This is a genomic window from Pseudomonas sp. S2_A10 (assembly GCF_054668465.1).
Genome location: NZ_CP162773.1, coordinates 3,499,843 through 3,518,117, shown reverse-complemented (window position 1 = coordinate 3,518,117; position 18,275 = coordinate 3,499,843). Strand labels below are relative to the sequence as shown.

Here is an 18,275-nt window from a genome sequence, read left to right as displayed (position 1 = left end):
TATTCAATTTTAAAGAAAGTCAATCGATCCTAGCCTGACGGTCATTGCTGCCTTGAAGGAAGCCCGACCATGTCGCCGCTGATACGTTTATCCGCCTGTTTCGTTGCCCTGATGATGGCCATGGGCATTGGCCGTTTCGCCCTGACGCCACAGATGCCGCACCTGCTCAGCGAAGGGCAGATCGACCTCACCGCCGCCGGGCTGATCGCGGCGGCCAACTACCTCGGCTATCTGCTTGGTGCTGTGGATGCGATGTTCGCGCAGCGGCCGCAGCAGGTGCAGCGACGGCTGCATGGCGGGCTGTGGCTGTGCGTGCTGCTGACACTGGCGTCGTTCTGGGCCAACGGTTTCTGGTCGCACCTGCTGTTGCGCTTTGGCACCGGGGTGGCGAGTGCCTGGGTGCTGGTGATGATTACTTCGCTCAGTCAGCCGCTGGCGGCGGCAGCGGGGCGCCCGCGCTGGGGTGCCCTGGTCTTTGCCGGACCGGGTCTGGGGATTTTTCTCACAGGCTTGCTGGCGCTGGTCTCACACCGCTTGCAGCAGACATCGGCAACCCTGTGGCTGATTTACGCGGCGGCTGCGCTGCTGATGATGCTCGGCGTCTGGCGGTTGTTACCGCAGCCCACGGCCGTAGCGAGGCCAGCGACAATGCATGTGAAAACAGCGAATCGAGGCATTGGCCGACTGGCACTGGTGTATGCGCTGTACGGCATCGGCTACATCATTCCGGCGACGTTTCTGGCGCAAATGGCCAACGCGCAATTTCATGGCCAGTGGCAGGCAGATCTGTTCTGGCCGTGCTTTGGCCTCGGCGCGGCGATCGGTGTGTGGCTGGTGAGCTTGCGTCGACATGATCCCGAGACCACGCGGCACTGGCTGATGGCGACGCTGTGGCTGCAAGCGGCCGGAGTGTTCGCCTGTCTGCTGGGCAGCGGCCTCGGCCTGGCGTTGGGGGTGATCCTTTGCGGCACGCCGTTTCTGGCGTGCATGCAACTGGTCATGCAGCGTTCGCGAGAGCTGGCGCCCCACGCCACTCAGCGCAACGCCGGGATGCTAACGGCGTGCTTCGCTGTCGGCCAGCTGAGCGGCCCGCTGCTGGCGGCGCTGAGCAGCCATTTCAGCGGCGGTTTGCAGCCGGCGCTGCTGATCGCCGGTGCCGGCCTGTTGCTGGCCGGCGCGCTGGCGATGCAGGCCAAGGCTACTGGCCCAGCGCCTTGCGCAAACGCCGACGCAGCCACTGTTCGGCGCTGACGAAAGTGATGCCGAGCAGCACCAGCACGGCGCCGATGACGAAGTTCAGGCTCAACTGTTCGCCGAGCAGCAGCACGCCGAAGGTCACGCCGAACAACGGCGTCATGAACGAAAACACCGCAAGGTTGGCCGCCAGATAACGGCGCAGCAGCCAGAACCACACCAGGTAACTGAAGAACGACACCACCAGGCCCTGGAACAGCACACTGGCCACCGCCACGGTGGTCAGGCTGACGTGGGTGATCTGGCCGCTGAACAACGCGATCAACAGCAGGCCGATGAAACCGACCAGCAACTGATAGAACAGGGTCAATGTCACCGGCGCTTCCGACAGTCGCGAGGCCCGCACCACCACGGTGGTCGCGCCCCAACAAGCGCCGGCCAATACGCCGAAGGCATCGCCCAGCAGCATGCGCCGATCAAGGTTGTCCCACGACACACCGCCAGCGAAGGCAATCGCAATGCCGATGAACGCCAGCAGAATCCCCAGCCATTGCAGCGGTCGCAAACGCTCGCTGGCCAGCAGGAAATGCACGCCGAGTGCGGTGAAGATCGGCGCGGTATAGAGGAACACCGACATGTGCGCGGCGGTGGTCAGTTGCAGGCCTTCGGCGATGAACAGGAATTCCAGACCAAACAGCGCACCGGCCAGCAAACCGCCGCGCCAGGTGCTGCCGACCTGATCCCAGCCGCCCTTCCAGCAGATCAGCAAACCGACCAACAAAGCCGAGATTCCTGAACGCCCTGCCGCTTGCATGACCGGCGCGATGTCAGTCGCCGCCCATTTGATCAGGACTTGCTGCACACCCCAGATCAGGCACAGGCCGATCATCACTTGCAGGGCAAAACCGTCGGCATTGCGCCGCTCGGCACTCACCGCAACACCTCGAACACACACAACATGGCAGGCCATCCAATGGTCAGAAAACAGTGTCGGGGATTATCAATCAGATGCGCGGAAAAAGCCGTCTGGAAAAGACCTTTATTTGGTCAGTGGCGTCAGCGCTGAATGGTTGACGGCTGCGCCGTCATTCGCGGGCGAGCCCGCTCCCACAGAGGGTTCGGTGAACACGTGGGAACGAGCCCGCTCGCGAAGAGGCCAGCATTGCCAACACAACTGCCGGAGCAGCTCAGGCAAACCGCTGTGCCACCAAATAACCCACCGTGCAAGCAACGGCCGTCGCCACTGTCCCCCACGCCCAGTCCATCAAACTCACCTGCACCGACCAGTCGCGCAATGTCGCCCAATTGGTCAGGTCATAAGTGCCGTACGCCACCAGCCCCAACAGCGCACCCAGCTTCGCCGCTCGCTGCCAGCTCAGCGCCGGCAAGACCACGAATACCACGCAGCCAATGACGTACAGGCAATAAAAAACCGCTGCGGGCAACAGCAGCGGTTTATCCAGCATCAGCGAACCGAGCAGTTCGCGATAGGTCGGCGCCATCAGCAGCCCGAGCCAGATGCCATCGAGCAGCAGAAACGTCAGTAGCGTCGAGACGTATGCGATCAGCGCCTTTTTCATTGGCTCACCCCTTTAGATGTGGGAGCCGCCGACTTTCAAGATCAAGATCAAAAGATCGCAGCCTTCGGCAGCTTCTACATGGGCCTGCGGTGAGTCAGGTTAGTTCAATGCGATCGGCGTGAATGACGATCTTGCCTTCCTTGTACAGCGAGCCGATGGCTTTCTTGAAGTTGCCCTTGCTGACGCCGAACAGGCTGCTGATCAACGCCGGATCACTCTTGTCACTGACCGCCAGGGTGCCGTCGTTTTCGCGCAACTTGCCGAGGATCTTCGAACTCAGGCTGCTCGCCGCTTCCTGGCCAACCGGTTGCAGGCTCAGGCTGATCTTGCCGTCGGCGCGCACTTCCTTGATGAAGCCTTTCTCGCGCATGCCCGAACGCATGAACTTGAAGATCTCGTTCTTGTGGATCAGGCCCCAGTGCTTGTTGTTGATGATCGCCTTGAAGCCCATGTCGGTGGCTTCGGCTACCAACAGATCAACTTCCTGGCCCGGGCTGTAGGTGGCCGGGGTCTTGTCCAGGTAACGATCGAGGCGCGCGGTGGCGGTGATGCGGCGCGTGTGTTTGTCGAGGTAGACGTGCACCACGCAGTATTCGCCAGCAGTCATCTGGCGCTTTTCTTCCGAGTACGGCAGCAACAGATCTTTCGGCAGCCCCCAGTCGAGGAACACGCCGATGCTGTTGACTTCAACCACTTTCAGGCTGGCAACTTCGCCGACCTGAACTTTGGGTTTTTCCGTAGTGGCGAGAAGTTTGTCTTCGCTATCCAGATAGATGAATACGTTGAGCCAGTCTTCATCTTCGCTGGGAATATCTTTGGGGATATAACGGTTGGGCAAAAGAATTTCGCCATCGGCACCGCCGTCCAGATATAAACCGAAGTTAGTGTGTTTAACCACTTGCAAACTGTTGTAACGCCCGACTAAAGCCATTTCCGAAACCCTCAATACGTGGGCGGCATTCTACCCTTTTTTGCCGCAGACGTCGGGCGACAGATCCTCGCAGCGGAAAATCTGCGTCAACCTGTTGATTTTGCTTGATCACTGCCCGGTGAGGTGCCGCTCGTCAGTCCGGTCGGGCGGCTTGCGGCTGTGCGCAATCGCCTCACACTCGCGCGATGTTCTTATTTAAAACAGGGAGTTAGCGAAACATTAATAGTGTCGAACCGGCAATAATGCAGCGCTGCGGTTGGTTATTCCGGGGGATATTTACCAAGCTATTGTCAAGTTATTCCTGTACGATGCCTGGCCGAGTTACTTTTCTAAAGGTTAATGGCCGCCATGCGTGTAAAAGCATCCACCAGCAAAGCAAAGCCAGCTCCAGCCGTTGAAACCAGCGAATCGATCAACGATCAGATCGCAGCATTCCTCAAGTCCGGCGGCGAGATCCAGCAAATTGCCAAAGGCGTCAGTGGCCAGACATTCGGCCCGTCCAAGCAGATCAGCCTGGGCAAGAAGTAACACCGGTTTTACCCCGTCCAGAGGCGCTTTGAGCTTCGAAGCGCCTGGACTGGCACCGCGCAATACCCCTTCGCTTTAAACAAAAATCTCCGAAAATCGACGAACGGCCATCAATGCCGGGCATTCGCCGGTATCCTTGCACGCGTCTAGATCAAGCGTTTCAGCAGGCCTTCGCCCTGCGCTCGCGGTTCATGGAGTGACGCATGCGCCCATTTCCCTGTTTATTGTTCGTCAGCCTGCTGTCAGGCGCGACCGCGCACGCGCAGGTTTTTCAGGGCGAACTGGGTGACTTCGATCTCAAGCTCGGCACCACGCCCAGCCGCAGCATGGCCCAGGGCCTGGTCAAGCCGGCGGCGGTCGGCTCGTTCCACGGTGGCCTTGATCTGAGCCACGACAGCGGCGTGTATTTCGGTCAGTACGCGCCGAGCATGGGCATCAGCCCGGGCAAGAACCTCGAGATCGATTCCTACGTCGGCTTCAAGCAGCCGTTCGATCAGGTGCTCGGCTATGAAGTCGGGATGATCCATTACAGCTATCCCCGCGTGGACACCCTCGACAGCCAGGAGCTGTTTGGTGGCCTGACTCTGCTCGGCAGTCGCTTCGGCATTGCCCTGAGCAACGACCCGGATAAACAGAACAACACCTTGTTTGCCGACCTCACTGGCAATCAGCCGTTCGGCATCGGCGTGAGCATGAAATACACCACGCACCAATTGAACACACCGGTGGCGGTGGACGGCGGTTACATCAGCAGTTTCACCGATTGGTCGGTGAAGCTGTCGCGACCATTCATGGGTGTCGATCTCGATCTGATCTACAGCAATTCCAGCCTCAGCGGCAGCGATTGCTCGGCCTATTCCGGGCACAACAGCGAGTGCGACGGCCTCGTCACCCTCAAGGCTGTACGCACGTTCTATTGATCGGCTGAACTGCCGCGCGCATCCTGCATCACATAAGAATCAGATTTCCGACGCCAGGCTCTCGCAAGGATTTGCCCATGTCTCGCTGGTTCAAACAGATTGCCGCCCTGCTGATCTTCACCCTCGCCCTCGGCGCTTGCAGCCGCGTGGGCCTTGCCTACCGCAACCTCGACGTGATTATTCCATGGTCGCTGAGTGACTACGTGGACATGAACGGCGAGCAGAAAGACTGGTTCAACGAACGGCTCAAGGAACATCTGAGCTGGCACTGCACCACGCAGTTACCCGGTTACCTCGACTGGCTGGACCGTTTGCAGGCCATGGTCGAGAGCAATCAGGTCACCGACGTCGCCCTGCAGGAGCGCACCGCCGAAGCCAAGCAGGCCATTGCCGAAACCGCCCGGGAAATCACCCCTTCGGCCATTGAGTTGCTGCAGGGCCTGGACGATAAACAGGTCGCAGAAATGAACGACGCGTTTGCCAAGGATTTGCGCAAACGTCAGCAGGAATACGTGAAACCGCCGTTGGCCCAACAGATCAAGGAACGCGGCGAGCGCATGGAAAAACGCCTGAACGACTGGCTGGGTCCGCTCAGCGACACACAGAAACAACGCGTCGCGGCCTGGACCAACGCCTTGGGCGACCAGAACACTCAATGGATCGCCAACCGCGCGCACTGGCAGCAACAGTTCAGTGCCGCCGTTGCGCAACGCCAAAGCCCGGAATTCCCACAACGCATCGAGACACTTCTAGTCAACCGCGAGCGGTTGTGGACAGCGGACTACCGCGAGGCCTACGCCAACACTGAAGCCCAGGCACGCTCGCTGTTTGTCGATCTGATGGCGCAGAGCACGCCGCAACAGCGTGAGCGGTTGTTGAAGAAAATCGAGAAAGTGCGTAAGGACTTCAATGACCTGAAATGCCTGAAGGCCGCGCAGAAACCTTGAGATTACTGGAATCCAATGTGGGAGCGAGCCTGCTCGCGAAAGCGGTGTATCAGACAGTTCAATGTCACTGACAAACCGTATTCGCGAGCAGGCTCGCTCCCACAGGGGGATTTCGCTGGCTCAGGCGATTTGAGCCTTTGAAGCGACTTCATCAAATGTCACCTCATCCAGCGCATCCTCCTGCTCATCCAGCACCTGACGCGGGTGGTCGTTGCCGGGGATGCTGCTGTCGATCAGGCTCAGCAGGCTGGAACCGCGCTGCGTCAGAATGAAATTGTTGCCGGTACTGCCTTCATGATCCGGACGCGGCTCGATATAACCACGGTCAAGCAGCAGACTTTCATACTCACAGGCCAACGTTTTCAAATGGTCGAGATTCTCGATCGGCTCGCCAGCGCTGGCTTTCTCGGCCGCGTAGGCTTCGGCATAAGCGCGGGGAGCGAAGCTCTGTCCAGCGCTGTTCTGCACTTCATGCAGCAAACGTTCAATCAAATCCCAGTTATAAGTTGTCATCCTGGTTCAACCTCCGGTGCGGGTGATTTGTGCCGCTTTCAAAGGTTGTGACCCAAGCGCTGCGCAGCCGTTCAGCCGCATATCTTCGCGGCGACCGACCGGCGGTCTGTCGATTCTCTTCCGGGTTAAACGACTAGGCTGAAACAGCCGGTTCAACCCGCAGGAGACATCGTCATGAACGTTACAAACCATCCGGTGGTATCACGCGAAGAATGGCTCGCCGCCCGTCAACAGCATCTGGCCCGCGAAAAAGCCTTCACCCGGGAACGCGATCGCCTCAGCGCCGAGCGCCGCGCCCTGCCGTGGGTGAAAGTCGACAAGGACTATCACTTCCAAGGTCCGAACGGCGAACTGAAGCTCAATGACCTGTTCGGCAACAACAGCCAGTTGGTCATCTATCACTTCATGTTTGCCAAAGGCTGGGAGCAAGGCTGCCAGGGCTGCTCGTTCCTCAGTGACCACATTGATGGAGCCAACCAGCACCTGGCCCACCACGACGTCGCAGTTGTCGCCGTTTCCCACGCGCCGTTGCGCGAGTTTCAGGCGTTCAAACAACGCATGGGCTGGAAATTCGACTGGGTCTCGTCAGAAGGTTGCGATTTCAATTACGACTTCGGCGTCTGCGCCCGGGCTGAAGATGTCGCCGAGGGCAAGGCTACCTACAATTACGAAAAAACCGACAGCGCCGAGGAAGAAATGCCGGGGCTGAGCGTGTTTTATCGCAATGACGAAGGCGAGATTTTTCACACCTATTCAACGTACGCACGCGGTCTGGACATGCTGGTCGGCGCTTACCACTACCTTGATCTGACGCCCAAGGGCAGGAATGAAGACGAGATCATGGAATGGGTTCGGCATCATGATCGGTATGACGGTGCGCCGAAGTCGGGTTGCTGTCAGGGTGAGCAGCGGTCTTGAGTTCACTGTGGAGAAAACACACGAGGACCTGTGGGAGCGAGCCTGCTCGCGAAAAACGATTACACGACAAGGCGGTGCTAACGTGTCGCCTGTTTCGCGAGCAGGCTCGCTCCCAAGGAGAACAATGTCTGGTTGGGAATTTGGCACGCACGTCGAAATGTTGTTCAACGCTGTATCGTTTGTGCCGTATTAAGCCGACAGGGCTCTGCGGATGTGCGTCCGCTATAATACGAGGTTCTGACATGGACAGGCGCCAATGCAAAAGCTCAGTTTAGAAACCAAAAAAATCTGGTTTGCCAAGCATCGCAAAGCCAACTTCGCAGCGAGTTTGCGTCTTGAAGGTTTCGTTCCGTCTGCTTGTGAAGGCGAGATCAAGCTGCCGACGCGAGAGGCCGCGTTGAAAGCTATCTTGCAATTAGCTGAAACGTAGCTGTGGACTTTGATCCGCATTCCTCCTGCGAAGCTTACTGAACTTTTGCCACGCTTCAGCCCTCAACCGGTTAACCCGCCTTAACCGGAACTGAGGCCTGCCCATGAAAATCCTGATCAAGCTCTCCCTCGCCGCCACTCTCGCCTGCGCCCTGCCCGTCTGGGCTTGCACGCCGGAAGAGGCGACGATCAAACGCGAACAACTGGCCAAGGAAGTCTCAAAGCTCACCGAGCAGAATCCGGAAAAAGCCAAGGAGATTAACGCCGAGTTGCAGAAAATGGATCTGGGCACGGCCAGCGCCAATCTGCCGGACAAGTGCCAGTTGATCGATCAGCGTTTGAAGGAACTGGGATCGGCGGAGAAAAAAGCCGACAGTTGAGGACGAAAAAAAACCGGACATTGTCCGGTTTTTTTATGCGCGTTCTAAAGCTTACTCAGCCGCAGGTTCTGCTGGCTTGCGACGCTTGAGCGGGGCCATGCCGTCGCTGCTCACCAGAGAATCCGGCTTTGGACGGTTGACGCTCTTGCGCTTGGTCGGCGTCTTGGCGGCGGTTTTCTTCTTGTCGCCCTTGGCGTCGGTCTTTTTCTTCTTCACGCCGACGGCTTTGCCCGAGGCCTTGACCTTTTTCGGTCCGCCGTAGGTGCCTTTGACTTCCTTGATGGTGCGGCGCTCGAAGCTTTGCTTCAGGTAGCGCTCGATGCTCGACATCAGGTTCCAGTCGCCGTGGCAGATCAGCGAGATCGCCAGGCCATCGTTGCCGGCGCGGCCGGTACGACCGATGCGGTGCACGTACTCGTCGCCGCTGCGTGGCATGTCGAAGTTGATCACCAGATCCAGACCGTCGACGTCCAGACCACGGGCCGCAACGTCAGTCGCGACGAGGATCTTTACGCCGCCCTGTTTCAGTCGATCGATCGCCAGTTTGCGATCCTTCTGGTCTTTCTCGCCGTGCAGCACGAACGCCTTGTATTCCTGGGCCACGAGGCGGCCGTAGATGCGGTCGGCCATGGCGCGAGTGTTGGTGAAGACGATGGCCTTCTGGTAGGTCTCGTTGGCCAGCAGCCAGTTCACAATCTGCTCTTTGTGCTGATTGTGGTCGGCGGTGATGATTTGCTGACGAGTCGTCGAGTTGAGCTGGCTGACGGCGTTGAGCTGCAGGTGCTCAGGGTTGTTCAGGACCTTGGCGATCATTTCGCGCAGGCCGGAACCGCCGGTGGTGGCGGAGAACAGCATGGTCTGCTGACGGTTCGGGCACTCATCGACCAGACGCTGCACGTCTTCGGCGAAACCCATGTCGAGCATGCGGTCGGCTTCGTCGAGCACCAGCACTTCGACTTCTTTCAGGTCGAGGTTGCCGGCGTTGAGCTGCTCGATCATCCGCCCCGGGGTGCCGATGAGGATGTCCGGCACTTTGCGCAACATGGCGGCCTGGACTTTGAAGTCTTCGCCGCCAGTGATCAGGCCGGACTTGATGAAGGTGAACTGCGAGAAGCGTTCGACTTCCTTCAAAGTCTGCTGGGCCAGCTCACGGGTTGGCAGCAGGATCAGCGTCTTGATGCTGACGCGGATCTTCGCCGGGCCGATCAGGCGATTGAGGATCGGCAGGACGAAAGCGGCGGTTTTGCCGCTACCGGTTTGCGCCGTCACCCGCAGATCACGCCCCTGGAGCGCCAGCGGAATGGCCGCGGCTTGCACAGGCGTTGGCTCGACAAATTTCAGCTCGGCCACGGCTTTGAGCAGGCGTTCGTGCAGGGCGAATTGGGAAAACACGGGTGCTACCTCGAAGATATGCAAAAAAACAGCTGCATAGGTTACCGGTTTCGAGCGCTCAGGCCGAGTTTCTTTGTGCAAACGCCGACAATCAGTGGTTTTTTTGTTGCCCGATTTGTCACTCGCTGCAATACACAGCGTCTTAAATGCTCTAATCGGCCCTCGCGTCTTACAGAAGAAACGTTTCGCTCATGGATATCAAACAGCTCTGGCTCAAAGCCCAAGGCCTCTGGGGCACGCTCGAAGAGCACCCACTTCTGCAATCGGGACTGGCGCTGCTGGTGCTGCTGGTCATCGCGCTGGTGCTCGGGCGAGTGGCGCGTTACCTGATCCTGCACGCCAGTCGCATGCTCGGCCGCCAACCGGCGCTGCACTGGATCAACGACTTTCGCCACAACAAGGTGTTTCAACGACTGGCGCAGATGACCCCATCGCTGGTGATTCAGTTCGGCCTGCACCTGGTGCCGGAGCTGAGCAAAACCGCGATGAATTTCCTCGGCAACGTCGCGCTGGCCTTCACCATTCTGTTCCTGCTGCTGGCGGTCAGCGCCCTGCTCAACGCCCTGCTCGACATCTATGCCCGCACCGAGCACGCCCGCACGCGCTCGATCAAAGGCTACGTGCAACTGGCGAAAATGGTTTTGTACGTGTTCGGCGCGATCATCATCGTCGCTACATTGATCGACCGTTCACCACTGTTGCTGCTGTCGGGTCTGGGTGCGATGTCGGCGGTGATTCTGTTGGTCTACAAGGACACGCTGCTGTCGTTCGTTGCCAGCGTGCAACTGACCAGCAACGACATGCTGCGGGTCGGCGACTGGATCGAAATGCCGCAAGTCGGCGCCGATGGCGACGTGGTCGACATCACCCTGCACACGGTCAAGGTGCAGAACTTCGACAAGACTATCGTCTCGATCCCGACCTGGCGGCTGATGTCCGAGTCATTCAAGAACTGGCGCGGCATGCAGCAGTCCGGCGGTCGGCGGATCAAACGCAGCCTGTTCATTGATGCCAGCGGCGTGCGCTTTATTCGCGACGACGAGGAAGAAAAGCTTTCGCAGGTGCACCTGCTGACCGACTACATGGGCCGCAAGAAAGCCGAGCTCAAGGCCTGGAACGAAGCCCAGGGCAATGTCGCGGCGATGTCGGCCAACCGCCGCCGCATGACCAATATCGGCACCTTCCGCGCCTATGCGCTGGCGTATCTGAAGAGTCACCCGGAGATTCAGCCGAACATGACCTGCATGGTCCGGCAGATGCAGACCACCGCGCAGGGCATTCCGCTGGAAATCTACTGCTTCACCCGCACCACGGTGTGGGCCGATTACGAGCGGATTCAGGGGGATATTTTCGATTACCTGCTGGCTGTGTTGCCGGAGTTCGGGTTGAGCCTGTATCAACAGCCGAGTGGCGGGGATTTGCGCGCCGGGTTGCTGCCGGCGGTGTTGGGCTCGGCGAGTATTCCCGAGCCGGAAAAACACCTGATGTAACCCAAAGATCAAATGTAGGAGCGAGCCTGCTCGCGAATGCAATGTGTCAGTCGCCCCATACTTATCTGACCCAACGCCTTCGCGAGCAGGCTCGCTCCCACAGGGGTTATGCGGCGGCCGGGGATTTGCGGATGCCCAACCGGCTGATCCACACCGCTGCCAGAATCACACCCCCGCCAAGGAACAACCGCCCCAGTTCCTCATGCTGATTCCAGATCAGCAGATTCAACAGCAACCCCACCGGCACGTGCAGGTTGTTCATCACCGCCAGTGTTCCGCCGTTGACCATGCACGCGCCCTTGTTCCACCAGTACAGACCCAATGCAGTCGAGACCAGACCGAGAAACAGCAACACGCCCCATTGCAACGGCGCTTCCGGTAGAAAGTTCGACTTGCCGAACAACAGGAACGCTGGCAGCACAACCGCCAATGCACCGAGGTAGAAATAACCGAAACGGCGGTAATGCGGCAGGTCACTCGGATGCTTCGCCACCAGATGCTTGTAGAGGACCTGCCCGGCGGCATAAGTGAAGTTGGCCAGTTGCAGCAGCAGAAAGCCCATGAAGAAGTCGGGACTGATGCTGTCGAAGCGAATCACCGCCGCACCCCCGACTGCTACCAGCGCAGCAATCAACGCCCACGGGTTGAAGCGGCGGTTCAGCGCGTCTTCGATCAACGTCACGTGCAGCGGCGTGAGAATGGTGAACAGCAACACCTCCGGCACCGTCAGCACGCGGAAGCTCAGGTACAGGCAGACGTAAGTCACCCCGAACTGCAACGCGCCGATGAGCAACATGCCACGCATGAACGCCGGCTCCACCGAACGCCAGCGCGTCAACGGAATAAACACCAGCCCGGCCAACACCACACGGACCAGCACCGCAAAGTAACTGTCGACATGCCCAGCCAGGTATTCGCCGATCAGACTGAAGGAAAACGCCTGGATCAGCGTGACAAAAAGTAGATAGCCCATGCTCGCCTCGAAAATCGAATGGCGGCGACGATAGCGGTTTTTCGGATGGGCTCCAACAGCAAACGGCGCCGGAATCAAAGGCCCCTCACCCTAGCCCTCTCCCGGAGGGGAGAGGGGACTGACCGAGGTGGTTGGGCAAGCTACGCCGACATGAAATACCGCATCGAATCCAAAGAAGCCAAAAACCGGCCCTCCACCGCTCAACACAATGAGCGCAAGCTCGAGTACCGCTCTTGATCTTGATCCACCCGCCCCGTCGGCAGGCTGAGCGGAGGGATCGATCCCGCAGCGAAGGAACCCCGAGCCCCATCGAGCGGGCCGAACGTTGGGGCACAGACCTTTGGTTACTTTGGAGCGTTTGCCAAAGTGACCCGCTGTAAGAGCGGAACCGCCAGCCGCAACACCGCAGTAACGGATATTCACCCAAAACCCCAAGAGCCTGGTCGGCCCAAAGGCCGCCAAGAAAACCCAGACAAAAAAAAGCCCGATCTCGCTAAAGCGTTCAATCGGGCTACAGCACTCAGGAGCAAAAGTGCAAAGGGAGGTTCGATGCGCGTGGAACCTTGAAGGGGTTGCGCCAGGTCACTTAAACAATCGGCGATTATCTGGCGATTAACCGATCAAGCGACCTGAGACAATTTGGCGTTGGCCTGATTCAGGCCCTTCTCCTGGAAGTCACCGCCCAGGTTCATGCCCTCAGCATGGATAAAGGTCACGTCGTTGATCCCGATGAAACCCATCACCTGCCGCAAGTACGGTTCCTGATGATCCGCCGGGCCACCGGCATACACGCCACCGCGAGCGGTCAGGACAAAGGCGCGCTTGCCGCTGAGCAGACCTTGCGGGCCAGTTTCGGTGTACTTGAAGGTCACCCCGGCACGCAGCACATGGTCAAGCCAGGCCTTGAGCGTGCTCGGGATCGCAAAGTTGTACATCGGTGCAGCCATCACCAGCACGTCGGCGGCAAGCAGCTCATCAGTCAATTGGTTGGAGCGGTCCAGCGACGCCTGTTCGCTGTCGTTGCGCTGTTCGGCGGGTTTCATCCAGCCACCCAGCAAATTGGCGTCCAGATGCGGCACCGGGTTCGCGGCGAGGTCACGCACGGCGATCTGATCGGCAGGGTGCGCGGCTTTCCACTGAGCGATGAAGGTCTGGGTCAGTTGACGGGAAACCGAATCTTGCTGGCGGGCACTGCTTTCGATGATCAGAACGCGGGACATGGTGTGTAGCCTCCATCCGAGAATGTTGTAAGTCGATGGAGTGAAGGTTAAACAGAGTCGAATCGATGAAAAAGCGCAAATATCCGCTGTAATCCATCGATAAATTCGTTTATAAGCTAAACCCATATCCCCTGTGGGAGCGAGCCTGCTCGCGAAAGCCGAATGTCAGTCACATCATCTCTGGATGACACTCCGTCTTCGCGAGCAGGCTCGCTCCCACAGGGTAATCGCGTTATTTCGGGGTGCAGGTCAGTTTGATGCGCAGCTTGATGATCTCGCGGGTGAACTTGGCCGTGGCGTTTTTATGCTTGCCCGCCGGCACATCGATGCTGCGCGTGCGTGGTGCTTCCGGGCCGTTGCTGAACACCGCACGGCAGGTCGCGTCGACATCACCGTAGTTGGCCACGCGGATCGAGCCGATGTCGTTGTCCGTGTCGTAAGTCTCGTAGTCGATCTTCATGCCGTTGAGATCCTTTTGCACATCGATCGGATAGGCAAACGCGGTCAACGGCAGCAGCGCCAGCACCACACAACAGAATTTTTTCATTCGGCAGTCTCCATGAGGGACGGCCAGCTTAGGACAAGAGGAGCTATTGATGAAAGCGCCCCGCGTGACCCTTGATCAATGGCGAACATTGCAGGCCGTGGTCGACCACGGCGGATTCGCCCAGGCCGCCGAGGCCCTGCACCGTTCGCAATCGTCGGTCAGCTACACCGTCGCCCGCATGCAGGATCAGCTCGGCGTGCCGTTGCTGCGCATCGACGGGCGCAAAGCTGTGCTCACCGAGGCCGGCGGCGTGTTGTTGCGCCGTTCGCGGCAATTGGTCAAACAGGCCAGCCAACTCGAAGACCTCGCCCATCACATGGAGCAAGGCTGGGAAGCGGAAGTGCGGCTGGTGGTGGATGCGGCCTACCCGAGCGCGCGGATCGTCCGCGCCCTGACCGCGTTCATGCCGCAGAGTCGCGGCTGCCGCGTGCGTCTGCGCGAGGAAGTGTTGTCGGGGGTCGAGGAAGTGCTGCTCGAAGGCGTGGCGGACCTGGCGATCACCGGCCTGAGCATTCCGGGCTACCTGGGTGCGGAGTTGAGCGATGTCGAGTTCGTCGCCGTTGCCCACCCTGATCATCCGCTGCATCGGCTCAACCGCGAGCTGAGCTTTCAGGATCTGGAAACCCAGATGCAAGTGGTGATCCGCGACTCCGGCCGCCAGCAGCCGCGCGATGTCGGCTGGCTCGGCGCCGAGCAGCGCTGGACCGTCGGCAGCCTTGCCACCGCCGCGACCTTTGTCAGCAGCGGCCTGGGTTTTGCCTGGCTACCGCGACACATGATCGACCGCGAATTGAAGGATGGTTCGCTCAAGCTGCTACCGTTGGATCGAGGCGGCAGCCGCAATTCGAGCTTCTATCTGTATTCGAACAAGGACAAACCCCTGGGCCCGGCCACGCAGATCCTCATCGAACTGCTGCGCACCTTCGACACCTTGCCGCTGGACGCACCGTTCGCCGCACCTGAACAAGCCTGACACGGAGTTCACCGATGGCGTATTTCGAGCACGAAGGTTGCAACCTGCACTACGAGGAATATGGCCACGGTGCGCCGTTGCTGCTGGTCCACGGGCTCGGCTCGAGCACACTGGACTGGGAAATGCAGATCCCGGCGCTGGCCGCGCACTACCGGGTAATCGTCCCGGACATTCGCGGCCACGGGCGCTCGGACAAACCCCGCGAGCGCTACAGCATTGCCGGGTTCAGCGCCGACCTGCTGGCCTTGATCGAGCACCTGCGCCTCGGCCCGGTGCACTACGTCGGGCTGTCGATGGGCGGGATGATCGGCTTTCAACTGGCCGTCGATCAGCCGCAAGCGCTCAAGAGCCTGACCATCGTCAACAGCGCGCCACAGGTCAAATTGCGCACGCGCGATGATTATTGGCAGTGGTTCAAACGCTGGAGCCTGATGCGCCTGCTCAGCCTGGAAACCATCGGCAAAGCCCTCGGCAGCAAACTTTTCCCCAAGCCGGAACAGGCCGATCTGCGACGGAAAATGGCCGAACGCTGGGCAAAAAACGACAAACGTGCTTATCTCGCCAGCTTCGATGCGATCGTGGGCTGGGGCGTTCAGGAACGACTTTCCCGGGTGTCCTGTCCAACGCTCGTCATCAGCGCCGACCGTGATTACACACCGGTGGCGTTAAAAGAAACCTATGTAAAACTGCTGCCGGATGCGCGGCTGGTGGTCATTGACGACTCGCGCCATGCCACCCCGCTCGATCAACCCGAACGCTTCAATCACACGCTGCTGGATTTTCTCGCCACAGCCGACCTTCACTCTCAGGATCACTGACCCATGCTGAAAAAACTCGCCCTCGCCGCCGGCTCCGTACTGTTTGCCGCCAACCTGATGGCTGCTACCCCGGCCAAGGCGCCCCACGTGCTGCTGGACACCACCAACGGCCAGATCGAAATCGAACTGGACCCGGTCAAGGCACCGATCAGCACGAAGAACTTCCTTGAATACGTCGACAGCGGTTTCTACAACAACACCATTTTCCACCGCGTGATCCCGGGCTTCATGGCTCAGGGCGGCGGCTTCACCCAGCAGATGCAACAGAAAGACACCAAGGCGCCGATCAAGAACGAAGCCAGCAATGGCCTGCACAACGTTCGCGGCACCCTGTCGATGGCGCGTACTTCCAACCCTGATTCGGCGACCAGCCAGTTCTTCATCAACGTTGCCGACAACGCATTCCTCGATCCGGGCCGTGACGCCGGTTACGCGGTGTTCGCCAAAGTGGTCAAGGGCATGGACGTCGTAGACGTCATCGTCAACTCGCAGACCACCACCAAACAAGGCATGCAAAACGTGCCTGTCGACCCTGTGATCATCAAGTCGGCCAAGCGCATCGACTGAGTTTCGCCGGGCATATCGAGCGGCGCCGGGCTGAGCCTGCGCCGCTCGCACTGATAAAAGGAGAGCCCGGATTCCGGGCGGTTATCTGATGCTCTATCGCCGTTTCGAACAACTTATCGATATCTTCCGCGACGCCCCGACGGCGTCCCCGCCGGACCGCGTCTGGCCCTTCTACGTCTATTACCTGAAGCAGGTCTGGCCGAGTTTCGCTGCCCTGCTTGTTATCGGCCTGTTTGCCTCATTGATTGAGGTTGCGCTGTTCAGTTACCTGAGCCGCATCATCGATCTGGCGCAAGGCACGCCCAACCCGAATTTCTTCAGCGACCACGCCCTCGAATTGACCTGGATGCTGGTGGTCGCTCTGGTGCTGCGACCGATCTTCTTTGCTCTGCACGACCTGCTGGTGCATCAGACCCTTAGCCCCGGCATGACCAGCATGATCCGCTGGCAGAACCACAGTTACGTGCTCAAGCAGAGCCTGAATTTCTTCCAGAACGACTTCGCCGGGCGCATCGCCCAGCGCATCATGCAGACCGGCAACTCGCTGCGCGATTCCGCCGTGCAAGCGGTGGACGCGCTGTGGCACGTGGTGATCTATGCGATCAGCTCGCTGGTGCTGTTCGCCGAGGCCGACTGGCGCCTGATGATCCCGTTGCTGACCTGGATCGTCGCCTACATCGGCGCGCTGTATTACTTCGTGCCGCGCGTGAAAGAGCGTTCGGTGGAAGCCTCTGACGCGCGCTCGAAATTGATGGGCCGTATCGTCGACGGCTACACCAACATCGCCACGCTGAAACTGTTCGCTCACACCAACTTCGAACAGCACTACGCCAAGGAAGCGATCGAGGAACAGACCGTCAAAGCGCAGATGGCCGGTCGCGTGGTGACCAGCATGGACGTGGCGATCACCGCGATGAACGGCCTGCTGATTGTCGGCACCACGGCGCTGGCATTGTGGCTGTGGACGCAGTCGCTGATCACCGTCGGCGCGATTGCCCTGGCCACCGGCCTGGTGATTCGTATCGTCAACATGTCCGGCTGGATCATGTGGGTGGTCACCGGCATTTTCGAAAACATCGGCATGGTCCAGGACGGTCTGCGCACCATTTCGCAACCGGTCAGCGTCACCGACCGCGAGCAGGCCAAACCGCTGGCCGTGGCCTCGGGCGAAGTGCGTTTCGAGCACGTGGATTTTCACTACGGCAAGAAGAAAGGCATCATCGGCGACCTCAACCTGAACATCAAACCGGGGGAAAAAATCGGTTTGATCGGCCCGTCCGGCGCCGGCAAATCAACCCTGGTCAACCTGTTGCTGCGCCTGTACGACGTCGAGGGCGGGCGCATCCTGATCGATGGGCAGAACATTGCCGAAGTCGGCCAGGAAAGCCTGCGTGCGCGGATCGGCATGATCACTCAGGACACCTCGCTGCTGCACCGCTCGATCCGCGATAACTTGCTTTACGGCAAACCCGACGCCACCGACGCTGAACTGTGGGAGGCGGTGCACAAGGCTCGCGCCGATGAGTTCATTCCACTGCTGTCCGACGCTGAAGGCCGCACCGGTTTCGACGCGCATGTCGGCGAGCGCGGGGTGAAACTCTCGGGCGGTCAGCGCCAGCGCATCGCGATTGCGCGGGTACTGCTCAAGGACGCGCCGATCCTGATCATGGACGAAGCCACCTCAGCACTGGATTCGGAAGTCGAAGCAGCGATTCAGGAAAGCCTCGAGACCTTGATGCAGGGCAAAACCGTGATCGCCATCGCCCACCGTCTCTCAACCATCGCGCGCATGGATCGCCTCGTGGTGCTGGAAAACGGCAAGATCGCCGAGAGCGGCACCCACGCCGAACTGCTCGCCCATCGCGGCTTGTATGCGCGCTTGTGGGCGCACCAGACCGGCGGGTTTGTCGGCATCGACTGATGCCTGGCGGTGCGGTGAAAAAACTGTGGGAGCG

20 protein-coding genes are annotated in these 18,275 nt (G+C 59.5%); 12 read left to right on the top strand and 8 right to left on the bottom strand.

Annotated features, from left to right (window positions below; all coding sequences use genetic code 11):
* The first annotated feature begins 69 nt into the window (after window positions 1-69).
* Entirely contained in the window at window positions 70-1,251 is a 1,182-nt protein-coding gene (locus tag AB4N41_RS15865) for an MFS transporter (protein WP_252877672.1), read from the top strand.
* Here AB4N41_RS15865 and AB4N41_RS15860 read toward each other — a convergent pair.
* From AB4N41_RS15860 to AB4N41_RS15850, 3 genes are all read right to left on the bottom strand, one after another.
* Entirely contained in the window at window positions 1,199-2,128 is a 930-nt protein-coding gene (locus AB4N41_RS15860) for a DMT family transporter (RefSeq protein ID WP_041478962.1), read from the bottom strand. The two genes, AB4N41_RS15865 and AB4N41_RS15860, sit on opposite strands and share 53 nt — an antisense overlap.
* 253 nt (window positions 2,129-2,381) lie before the next feature.
* Entirely contained in the window at window positions 2,382-2,774 is a 393-nt protein-coding gene (locus tag AB4N41_RS15855) for a DUF2177 family protein (protein ID WP_056783671.1), read from the bottom strand.
* Window positions 2,775-2,868: 94 nt separating this feature from the next.
* Window positions 2,869-3,705 (bottom strand): CvfB family protein, encoded by an 837-nt coding sequence (locus AB4N41_RS15850; RefSeq protein WP_460137851.1) that lies wholly within the window; start codon window positions 3,703-3,705, stop codon window positions 2,869-2,871.
* A gap of 339 nt (window positions 3,706-4,044) precedes the next feature.
* On the opposite strand from AB4N41_RS15850, the gene AB4N41_RS15845 reads away from it, so the two are divergent.
* The 3 genes from AB4N41_RS15845 to AB4N41_RS15835 all read left to right on the top strand — a co-directional run bounded on the left by AB4N41_RS15845 (window position 4,045) and on the right by AB4N41_RS15835 (window position 6,100).
* Window positions 4,045-4,233, top strand: a complete 189-nt coding sequence (locus AB4N41_RS15845) for a hypothetical protein (RefSeq protein ID WP_016985943.1) — start codon at window positions 4,045-4,047, stop codon at window positions 4,231-4,233.
* 203 nt (window positions 4,234-4,436) lie between these two features.
* A complete protein-coding gene (locus tag AB4N41_RS15840; protein WP_252877671.1) occupies window positions 4,437-5,153 on the top strand; it encodes a TorF family putative porin in 717 nt (238 codons plus the stop codon).
* A gap of 77 nt (window positions 5,154-5,230) precedes the next feature.
* Window positions 5,231-6,100, top strand: coding sequence for a DUF6279 family lipoprotein (locus AB4N41_RS15835; protein WP_252877670.1), 870 nt, complete (start codon window positions 5,231-5,233; stop codon window positions 6,098-6,100).
* Window positions 6,101-6,220: 120 nt separating this feature from the next.
* Here the strand turns inward: AB4N41_RS15835 and AB4N41_RS15830 are convergent, their stop codons facing one another.
* Window positions 6,221-6,613: a transcriptional regulator gene (locus tag AB4N41_RS15830; RefSeq protein ID WP_095180673.1), complete on the bottom strand. Its 393-nt coding sequence runs from the start codon at window positions 6,611-6,613 to the stop codon at window positions 6,221-6,223.
* A 174-nt stretch (window positions 6,614-6,787) separates the two neighbouring features.
* On the opposite strand from AB4N41_RS15830, the gene AB4N41_RS15825 reads away from it, so the two are divergent.
* The 3 genes from AB4N41_RS15825 to AB4N41_RS15815 all read left to right on the top strand — a co-directional run bounded on the left by AB4N41_RS15825 (window position 6,788) and on the right by AB4N41_RS15815 (window position 8,340).
* A complete protein-coding gene (locus tag AB4N41_RS15825) occupies window positions 6,788-7,531 on the top strand; it encodes a DUF899 domain-containing protein (RefSeq protein ID WP_252877669.1) in 744 nt (247 codons plus the stop codon).
* Between the two features lie 256 nt (window positions 7,532-7,787).
* Window positions 7,788-7,961, top strand: a complete 174-nt coding sequence (locus tag AB4N41_RS15820; protein ID WP_110645024.1) for a YhfG family protein — start codon at window positions 7,788-7,790, stop codon at window positions 7,959-7,961.
* 103 nt (window positions 7,962-8,064) lie between these two features.
* Window positions 8,065-8,340, top strand: coding sequence for a hypothetical protein (locus tag AB4N41_RS15815; protein ID WP_460137850.1), 276 nt, complete (start codon window positions 8,065-8,067; stop codon window positions 8,338-8,340).
* Between the two features lie 51 nt (window positions 8,341-8,391).
* Here AB4N41_RS15815 and AB4N41_RS15810 read toward each other — a convergent pair whose 3' ends face one another.
* On the bottom strand, window positions 8,392-9,732 hold the full coding sequence (locus AB4N41_RS15810; RefSeq protein ID WP_024012040.1) for a DEAD/DEAH box helicase: 1,341 nt from the start codon (window positions 9,730-9,732) through the stop codon (window positions 8,392-8,394).
* Window positions 9,733-9,923: 191 nt separating this feature from the next.
* Between AB4N41_RS15810 and AB4N41_RS15805 the strand changes: the two genes are divergently transcribed.
* A complete protein-coding gene (locus AB4N41_RS15805) occupies window positions 9,924-11,222 on the top strand; it encodes a mechanosensitive ion channel family protein (RefSeq protein WP_056783642.1) in 1,299 nt (432 codons plus the stop codon).
* A gap of 106 nt (window positions 11,223-11,328) precedes the next feature.
* Here the strand turns inward: AB4N41_RS15805 and AB4N41_RS15800 are convergent, their stop codons facing one another.
* The 3 genes from AB4N41_RS15800 to AB4N41_RS15790 form a co-directional block, all read right to left on the bottom strand.
* On the bottom strand, window positions 11,329-12,195 hold the full coding sequence (locus tag AB4N41_RS15800) for a carboxylate/amino acid/amine transporter (protein ID WP_122699726.1): 867 nt from the start codon (window positions 12,193-12,195) through the stop codon (window positions 11,329-11,331).
* A 620-nt stretch (window positions 12,196-12,815) separates the two neighbouring features.
* Entirely contained in the window at window positions 12,816-13,415 is a 600-nt protein-coding gene (locus AB4N41_RS15795) for an FMN-dependent NADH-azoreductase (protein ID WP_252877668.1), read from the bottom strand.
* A gap of 232 nt (window positions 13,416-13,647) precedes the next feature.
* Window positions 13,648-13,962, bottom strand: coding sequence for a hypothetical protein (locus AB4N41_RS15790; protein WP_016771198.1), 315 nt, complete (start codon window positions 13,960-13,962; stop codon window positions 13,648-13,650).
* A gap of 49 nt (window positions 13,963-14,011) precedes the next feature.
* Here AB4N41_RS15790 and AB4N41_RS15785 point away from each other — a divergent pair, with 49 nt between their 5' ends.
* The 4 genes from AB4N41_RS15785 (at window position 14,012) to AB4N41_RS15770 (ending at window position 18,241) form a co-directional block, all read left to right on the top strand.
* Window positions 14,012-14,935: a LysR family transcriptional regulator gene (locus tag AB4N41_RS15785; protein ID WP_016771199.1), complete on the top strand. Its 924-nt coding sequence runs from the start codon at window positions 14,012-14,014 to the stop codon at window positions 14,933-14,935.
* 14 nt (window positions 14,936-14,949) lie between these two features.
* Window positions 14,950-15,753 carry an alpha/beta fold hydrolase gene (locus AB4N41_RS15780; RefSeq protein ID WP_252868971.1) on the top strand — a complete coding sequence of 268 codons (804 nt, stop codon included), beginning with the start codon at window positions 14,950-14,952 and terminating at the stop codon, window positions 15,751-15,753.
* 3 nt (window positions 15,754-15,756) lie between these two features.
* Entirely contained in the window at window positions 15,757-16,320 is a 564-nt protein-coding gene (locus AB4N41_RS15775) for a peptidylprolyl isomerase (protein WP_150742416.1), read from the top strand.
* Window positions 16,321-16,408: 88 nt separating this feature from the next.
* Window positions 16,409-18,241: an ABC transporter ATP-binding protein gene (locus tag AB4N41_RS15770; protein ID WP_252877667.1), complete on the top strand. Its 1,833-nt coding sequence runs from the start codon at window positions 16,409-16,411 to the stop codon at window positions 18,239-18,241.
* Window positions 18,242-18,275 lie beyond the last annotated feature (34 nt).

What these genes read in the sequence shown, in the direction of transcription:
- AB4N41_RS15865 (WP_252877672.1), top strand. Translation starts at nt 70, where the DNA reads ATGTCGCCGCTGATACGTTTATCCGCCTGTTTCGTTGCCCTGATGATG.
- AB4N41_RS15855 (WP_056783671.1), bottom strand. Translation starts at nt 2,774, where the DNA reads ATGAAAAAGGCGCTGATCGCATACGTCTCGACGCTACTGACGTTTCTG.
- AB4N41_RS15850 (WP_460137851.1), bottom strand. Translation starts at nt 3,705, where the DNA reads ATGGCTTTAGTCGGGCGTTACAACAGTTTGCAAGTGGTTAAACACACT.
- AB4N41_RS15845 (WP_016985943.1), top strand. Translation starts at nt 4,045, where the DNA reads ATGGCCGCCATGCGTGTAAAAGCATCCACCAGCAAAGCAAAGCCAGCT.
- AB4N41_RS15840 (WP_252877671.1), top strand. Translation starts at nt 4,437, where the DNA reads ATGCGCCCATTTCCCTGTTTATTGTTCGTCAGCCTGCTGTCAGGCGCG.
- AB4N41_RS15835 (WP_252877670.1), top strand. Translation starts at nt 5,231, where the DNA reads ATGTCTCGCTGGTTCAAACAGATTGCCGCCCTGCTGATCTTCACCCTC.
- AB4N41_RS15830 (WP_095180673.1), bottom strand. Translation starts at nt 6,613, where the DNA reads ATGACAACTTATAACTGGGATTTGATTGAACGTTTGCTGCATGAAGTG.
- AB4N41_RS15825 (WP_252877669.1), top strand. Translation starts at nt 6,788, where the DNA reads ATGAACGTTACAAACCATCCGGTGGTATCACGCGAAGAATGGCTCGCC.
- AB4N41_RS15820 (WP_110645024.1), top strand. Translation starts at nt 7,788, where the DNA reads ATGCAAAAGCTCAGTTTAGAAACCAAAAAAATCTGGTTTGCCAAGCAT.
- AB4N41_RS15815 (WP_460137850.1), top strand. Translation starts at nt 8,065, where the DNA reads ATGAAAATCCTGATCAAGCTCTCCCTCGCCGCCACTCTCGCCTGCGCC.
- AB4N41_RS15805 (WP_056783642.1), top strand. Translation starts at nt 9,924, where the DNA reads ATGGATATCAAACAGCTCTGGCTCAAAGCCCAAGGCCTCTGGGGCACG.
- AB4N41_RS15800 (WP_122699726.1), bottom strand. Translation starts at nt 12,195, where the DNA reads ATGGGCTATCTACTTTTTGTCACGCTGATCCAGGCGTTTTCCTTCAGT.
- AB4N41_RS15795 (WP_252877668.1), bottom strand. Translation starts at nt 13,415, where the DNA reads ATGTCCCGCGTTCTGATCATCGAAAGCAGTGCCCGCCAGCAAGATTCG.
- AB4N41_RS15790 (WP_016771198.1), bottom strand. Translation starts at nt 13,962, where the DNA reads ATGAAAAAATTCTGTTGTGTGGTGCTGGCGCTGCTGCCGTTGACCGCG.
- AB4N41_RS15785 (WP_016771199.1), top strand. Translation starts at nt 14,012, where the DNA reads ATGAAAGCGCCCCGCGTGACCCTTGATCAATGGCGAACATTGCAGGCC.
- AB4N41_RS15780 (WP_252868971.1), top strand. Translation starts at nt 14,950, where the DNA reads ATGGCGTATTTCGAGCACGAAGGTTGCAACCTGCACTACGAGGAATAT.
- AB4N41_RS15775 (WP_150742416.1), top strand. Translation starts at nt 15,757, where the DNA reads ATGCTGAAAAAACTCGCCCTCGCCGCCGGCTCCGTACTGTTTGCCGCC.
- AB4N41_RS15770 (WP_252877667.1), top strand. Translation starts at nt 16,409, where the DNA reads ATGCTCTATCGCCGTTTCGAACAACTTATCGATATCTTCCGCGACGCC.